Source organism: Trueperaceae bacterium (assembly GCA_019454765.1).
Classification (GTDB): Bacteria; Deinococcota; Deinococci; order Deinococcales; family Trueperaceae; genus JAAYYF01.
In genome coordinates this window covers 6,199-11,416 of sequence record JACFNR010000057.1, presented here as the reverse complement: position 1 = coordinate 11,416, position 5,218 = coordinate 6,199, and the positions used below count along the sequence as shown (strand labels likewise).

General features: G+C 71.4%; 4 protein-coding genes and 1 tRNA gene. All 5 read right to left on the bottom strand.

The annotated features are described in order from the left end of the window. Window positions 1–10: 10 nt before the first annotated feature. Window positions 11–96 (bottom strand) — tRNA-Leu (locus H3C53_12260). Between the two features lie 80 nt (window positions 97–176). Beyond that, window positions 177–1,676, bottom strand: coding sequence for a glycerol kinase GlpK (gene glpK / locus H3C53_12255; protein ID MBW7917437.1), 1,500 nt, complete (start codon window positions 1,674–1,676; stop codon window positions 177–179). Window positions 1,677–1,678: 2 nt separating this feature from the next. Beyond that, the gene (locus H3C53_12250; GenBank protein ID MBW7917436.1) at window positions 1,679–2,146 is read right to left on the bottom strand and encodes a hypothetical protein; all 468 of its coding nucleotides are present in this window, start codon (window positions 2,144–2,146) and stop codon (window positions 1,679–1,681) included. Window positions 2,147–2,175: 29 nt separating this feature from the next. Further along, window positions 2,176–3,390 (bottom strand): sugar ABC transporter permease, encoded by a 1,215-nt coding sequence (locus tag H3C53_12245; protein ID MBW7917435.1) that lies wholly within the window; start codon window positions 3,388–3,390, stop codon window positions 2,176–2,178. Between the two features lie 110 nt (window positions 3,391–3,500). Continuing rightward, entirely contained in the window at window positions 3,501–5,111 is a 1,611-nt protein-coding gene (locus H3C53_12240; protein MBW7917434.1) for an ABC transporter permease subunit, read from the bottom strand. Between the last annotated feature and the right edge of the window lie 107 nt (window positions 5,112–5,218).

Here is a 5,218-nt window from a genome sequence, read left to right as displayed (position 1 = left end):
GGCGTTCTCGTGGTGCCGGAAGCGGGGCTCGAACCCGCACGCCCTCACGGGCAGCAGATTTTAAGTCTGCAGCGTCTACCGTTCCGCCATTCCGGCCCGTGGCCCTCCCGCCGCGCGCTGGGCGCCGGGCGGCTGGGCACGACAAGTGTACCCGCCGGGGCCGGACGCCGGCGCCGTCAGGCCTCCGCCCAGCCGCGGGCGCGGGAGACCGCCTCCGCCCAGCGCGCGAGCATGGCGTCGCGCTCCCTGTCCGTGATGCGGGGCGTGAAGCGGCGGCCGGCGCGCCAGTTGGCGGCGACTGCGTCGCGGTCGGGCCATACGCCAAGGGCGAGCCCGGCCAGGTAGGCCGCGCCGAGCGCGGTGGTCTCGCTCTCGGCCGAGCGCACGACCTCCACGCCCGACACGTCCGCCTGGAGCTGCATGAGGAGGTCGCTGCGCGAGGCGCCGCCGTCGACCCGCAGCTCGGCGAGCGGCGCGCTGGAGGCGCTCTGCATGGTGCGCAGCACGTCGGCCACCTGCAGGGCGACGCCCTCGAGGGCGGCGCGCGCCAGGTGGGCGGCGGTGGTCCCGCGGCTGATGCCCAAGACGGTGCCGCGCGCCCTTGGGTCCCAGTGCGGCGCCCCCAGCCCTGTGAGGGCCGGCACGAAGACGACGCCACCCGCGTCCGGGACGCTGCTCGCCAGCGCGCTCGCCTCGGCGGCGTCGCGCACGATCCCCAGCCCGTCGCGCAGCCACTGCAAGACGGCGCCCGCCATGAAGATGCTGCCCTCGAGCGCGTACTCCACCGCCTTTCCCTGCTGCCACGCGACCGTGGTCAGGAGGCGGTCGAAGGGTGCTTGCGCCGTGGTCCCCGTGTTGAGCACCAGGAACGCGCCGGTGCCGTAGGTCGCCTTGGCCTGGCCGGGCGTGAAACACGCCTGGCCGAAGGTGGCCGCCTGCTGGTCGCCTATGAGCGCCGCTACCGGCAGTCCGCCCAGGGGGCCGGCCTCGGCGTGGCCGACGACGTGGGAGGAGGGCACGACCTCCGGCAGCAAGGCGCGCGGCACGCGGAACAGCTCGAGCAGCTCGTCGTCCCAGCGGCGCTCGTGGATGTCGAACAGGAGGGTGCGCGAGGCGTTGGACACGTCGGTCACGTGCGCCGCGCCGCCGGTGAGGCGGGCGGCGAGCCACGTGTCGACGGTGCCGAAGGCGAGGGCGCCCGCCTCCGCCCGCTCCCGCGCTCCGGGCACGTGATCGAGTAGCCACGCGATCTTGGTCGCGGAGAAGTACGGGTCTAGGAGCAGTCCGGTCTTGGCGCGCACCAGCTCCTCGTGCCCGGCGGCCCGCAGGGCCTCCACCTCCGGCGCCGTGCGGCGGTCCTGCCAGACGATGGCGTTGGCGATGGGCCTGAGGGTGGCCCGGTCGTAGAGCACCGTCGTCTCGCGCTGGTTGGTGATGCCGATGCCGGCCACCGCCCCCGCGGGCACGCCGGCCCGGGCGATGGCCTCGCCGGCGACGCCGACCTGGCTGGACCAGAGGTCGAGCGCGTCGTGCTCGACCCAACCTGGCCGAGGGTAGTGTTGCGGGAACTCCTTCTGCGCGACGCTGACGATGCGACCGTCCGCGGCGACCAGCAGCGCCCGCGAGCTCGTCGTGCCCTGGTCGAGGGCGAGGACGTAGGGGCCGGGGGCGACCACGGCTACAGCGTCACGCGCTCGGCGGGGGCGACGCGCAGTCGCTCGTAGTCGCGCGCGCCGACGAGCGTGGCCAGCAGTTCCTCCGGGGCGCGCGGGAGCAGCGTGCCGCGACCCCTGACCGAGCTCTGGAACCGCCCCACCCGGTACGAGGCGAGGAACAGCCTGGTGACGCGCCCGAGGGGCAGCTCGCGCACGGAGAACGACTGCAGCGTGACGCTCCTCAGGGCGGCGAACGCGTGCACGGCAACCCACGACTCGCCGTGCACCAGCGCGGCGCTGTGGCCGTCGGGGCCGCGCTCGAGCACGACCACGGCGGCGGGCTCGGCGCCGCAGTCCTGACCCTCGACGGCGCGGAGGAGATCCACCACGAGGCGACGCGTGACGTCCGTGTCGGCAAGGGCGCCCCGGTCGGCGCTCGCGCCGTCGAGGCAGATCTGAGTGCCGAAGCCGAGTGCGTCGTGGACGTTCATGCCGGCCGAGTCTACCACCGGGCGGGCGCTCACCCCTTCACGCCTCCCGCCGTGAACTGTCCGGTCAGGGCGTTCTGGAACGAGTAGAAGACGATCAGGATCGGGACGCTGCCGAGGACCGCGGCGGCGGCCATTGCGCCCCACTGCGTGGCGAACTGGTTGGTGGAGAAGTTGCGGAGGCCCACGCCCACCGTCCAGAGGTCCTGACCCACCAGGATCGTGTTCGCGAGGATGAACTCGCTGTACGTGCCGATGAACTGCTGCAGGAAGATGAACAGGAGCATGGGGACGCTGATGGGGAGGATGATGCGCCAGAATGAGCCCCAGCGGGTGGCGCCGTCGACCATGGCGGCCTCCTCGAGGCTGGGGCTGACGGAGTCGAGGTAGCCCTTGAAGATCCACGACGAGAAGGCTATGGCGCCGCCGGAGTAGGCCAGGATCAGGCCGGTGAAGGTGTTGAGCAGGTCGAGGCGGCTCATCAGGTAGAAGATCGCGACGAGCGCCATGAAGGTCGGGAACATCTGCACGAACACGAACGCGAGCAGCGTGCCGTAGCGCCCCTGGAACCTGAGCCGCGAGAAGGCGTAGCCGGCGGTGGTGGACAGTAACACCGCCATCACGCCGGTGACGCCCGAGACGAGCAGCGTGTTGCGGATGTAGAGCGGCACCATGCCGCCGATGCTGGCGGGCAGGCGAGCGCCGTCGCTCGCCCTCACGCCGTAGAACTGGCCGGGCTGCACGCTGACGACGAGCAGGGCGGCGGCGACGAAGATCCCCCAGCCGGCGAGGGCGCGCGTGCGTTCGGCGCGCGCCGGGGCGTGCCCGAAGCGCGGCGACACGAACGTGCCGACCAGGATGAGCGTCGCGAGCAGGAGGGCCGCGACCAGCAACCACTGGTACCAGAGGACGTGCGTCTCCGCCAGGACCTTCTGGAACTGCACGAGCGAGAAGTCGGCCGGGTTGGGCACCACGCCCGCGCGAACGAGCAGGTTGCCCTCCCGCGGCAGCGCGCCCGCGAGCGTGTCGTTGCGGTTGAGCGCCACTGCCAGCAGGTAGGCGACAGGGTAGAAGACGGCGAGGATCACCAGCCAGAGGAAGATGTGCGTGCCGGCGGTTACGGCGTAGCGCGCCGCGCGCAGCGGGCGCGTGGCGAGGCCGTAGAGGTAGGCGACGGCGCTGATGCCGAGGATCACGAGGGCGCTGGCGGCCAGGAAGCGCTTCCAGGCGCCGGGCACGACCAGCATGCGGTTCCTGACGATCGCCTCGGGCGCGGTCGCGAACAGCAGGTAGACCGCCCCAGCGACGAGGATGAGCACCGCGGCGATGCCGACCAGGTGAAGCGAGCGTCCGCGCGTCACGTCGCCGCCTCGTCCTTGAGGGCGCCGGTCACCCTGAAGTTCATCAGGCTGACCGCGAGGGTGATGATGAAGATGAGCAGCGAGATGGCGGAACCGAGGCCATACGCGTAACCCCCTTGACTCCGGAACGCCTCGTTGTAGGCCCAGCTGATGAGGATGTCGGTGCCGCGCGCGGTGGCGGTTCCCCACGACACGGGCGGGCCGCCGTCGGTGAGCAGGAAGATAAGGTTGAAGTTGTTGAAGTTGAAGGCGAAGCTGCTCAGGGTGATGGGGAGCAGCGCGGCCCTGAGCAGCGGCCCCGTCACGTTCCAGAAGCCCTGCCACACCCCGGCGCCGTCGATGCGCGCCGCCTCGTAGAGCTCGTCGGGGATGGCGGAGAGCGCGCCCAGGGTGGCCGTCATGATGAAGGGTAGGCCGAGCCACAGGTTGACGATGAACACGGCGGCCCGCGCGGCCGTGGGGTCCCCGACGAGCCAGTTGATCGGCTCGGGGGAGACGTCGAGCAGCGCCAGCACCCGGTTGATGGACCCGAAGTTCTGGTTGAGGAAGCCGCGCCACACCTGGATGGTGATCACGCTGGGGAGGGCCCACGGCACGATGAGCAGCGTGCGGTAGAGGTTGCGGAAGCGGAGCCCCTTGTTGTTCAGCAGCACGGCGAGGAGCACCCCGACCGCCGTGTTCAGGATGACCGTCACGAACGCGAACGTGACGTTCCACAGGAAGACGGGGAAGAGGGCGCGAGGCGCGCTCGCCCACACCTGCCGGAAGTTCCTGAGCCCGACCGAACCGAAGTCGTTGTAGCGGGCGATGGAGGTCGGCTCCGTGTCGGGCGGCAGCGGCTCGTCGAGCACGAGAACGGCGCCCTCCTCGCTGACGATCGTGCGGCCGATGGCGGCGCGGTCGAGCTCGACCCTCACGTCGCTCAGGTCGGGCGGGAAGGGCGGCGCCTTCTCGAGCAGCAACACGTTCCCGTCGACGGAGATCACGCGGATGGTGACGGCGAAGCCGAGGTCGGGCAGGTCGAGCTCGACGGCCGTGACGGTGCGGCCGCTGGGCGGCGGCTCACGCAGTACCAGGTTGGTGCCGTCGAGTTCCTCGGCGACCACGACCTCCTCGCCGGAGGCGTACACCACCGCGCGAACGCCCTCGCAGCCGTTCCTCAGGTTCTTGCAGTCGAGCGTTGCCGGGTTGTCGACCGTCAGCCGCGTGCCGTCGACGCTGACGATGGCCGTCTCGCTGCTGATGTTCAGCTCGCCGTTCCGGACGCCCGCGTAGTCGGTGAAGGCGAGGAAGACGGTCAGCAGCACCGGGAAGACGGTGAAGGTGAGCAGGAACACGATCGCGGGGAGCAGGTAGTACCACGGCATGATCCACGCCCAGCGCCGAGCCGCGTAGTTGAGCTCCGCCACCAGCACGATCACCGCGGCGGGGATGCCGACGTAGGCCGGCGCGCCGGGCGCCAGGAGCCTGACCAGGTAGGTGGCGAGGGCCCCGGCCAGCACGGCCAGGAACAGAGCAGCCGTGAGGAGCCCGAGCGACTTGAGCAGCCCGCCCGTCGAGGTCCTGCTACGCGGGAGGAACTCCTCCGCCCGCCGCGAGATGTCCATGCCGACCACCCCCTAGTGGCGGGGGGCGGGGGGGGGGCCCCAGCCCGCGCGGCCCCCGCAACCCCAGTCGGGACGAACAAAGCCCCGAAAAGAGAACCAGGCGGGGT

What these genes read in the sequence shown, in the direction of transcription:
- H3C53_12245 (MBW7917435.1), bottom strand. Translation starts at nt 3,390, where the DNA reads ATGCTGGTCGTGCCCGGCGCCTGGAAGCGCTTCCTGGCCGCCAGCGCC.
- H3C53_12250 (MBW7917436.1), bottom strand. Translation starts at nt 2,146, where the DNA reads ATGAACGTCCACGACGCACTCGGCTTCGGCACTCAGATCTGCCTCGAC.
- H3C53_12240 (MBW7917434.1), bottom strand. Translation starts at nt 5,111, where the DNA reads ATGGACATCTCGCGGCGGGCGGAGGAGTTCCTCCCGCGTAGCAGGACC.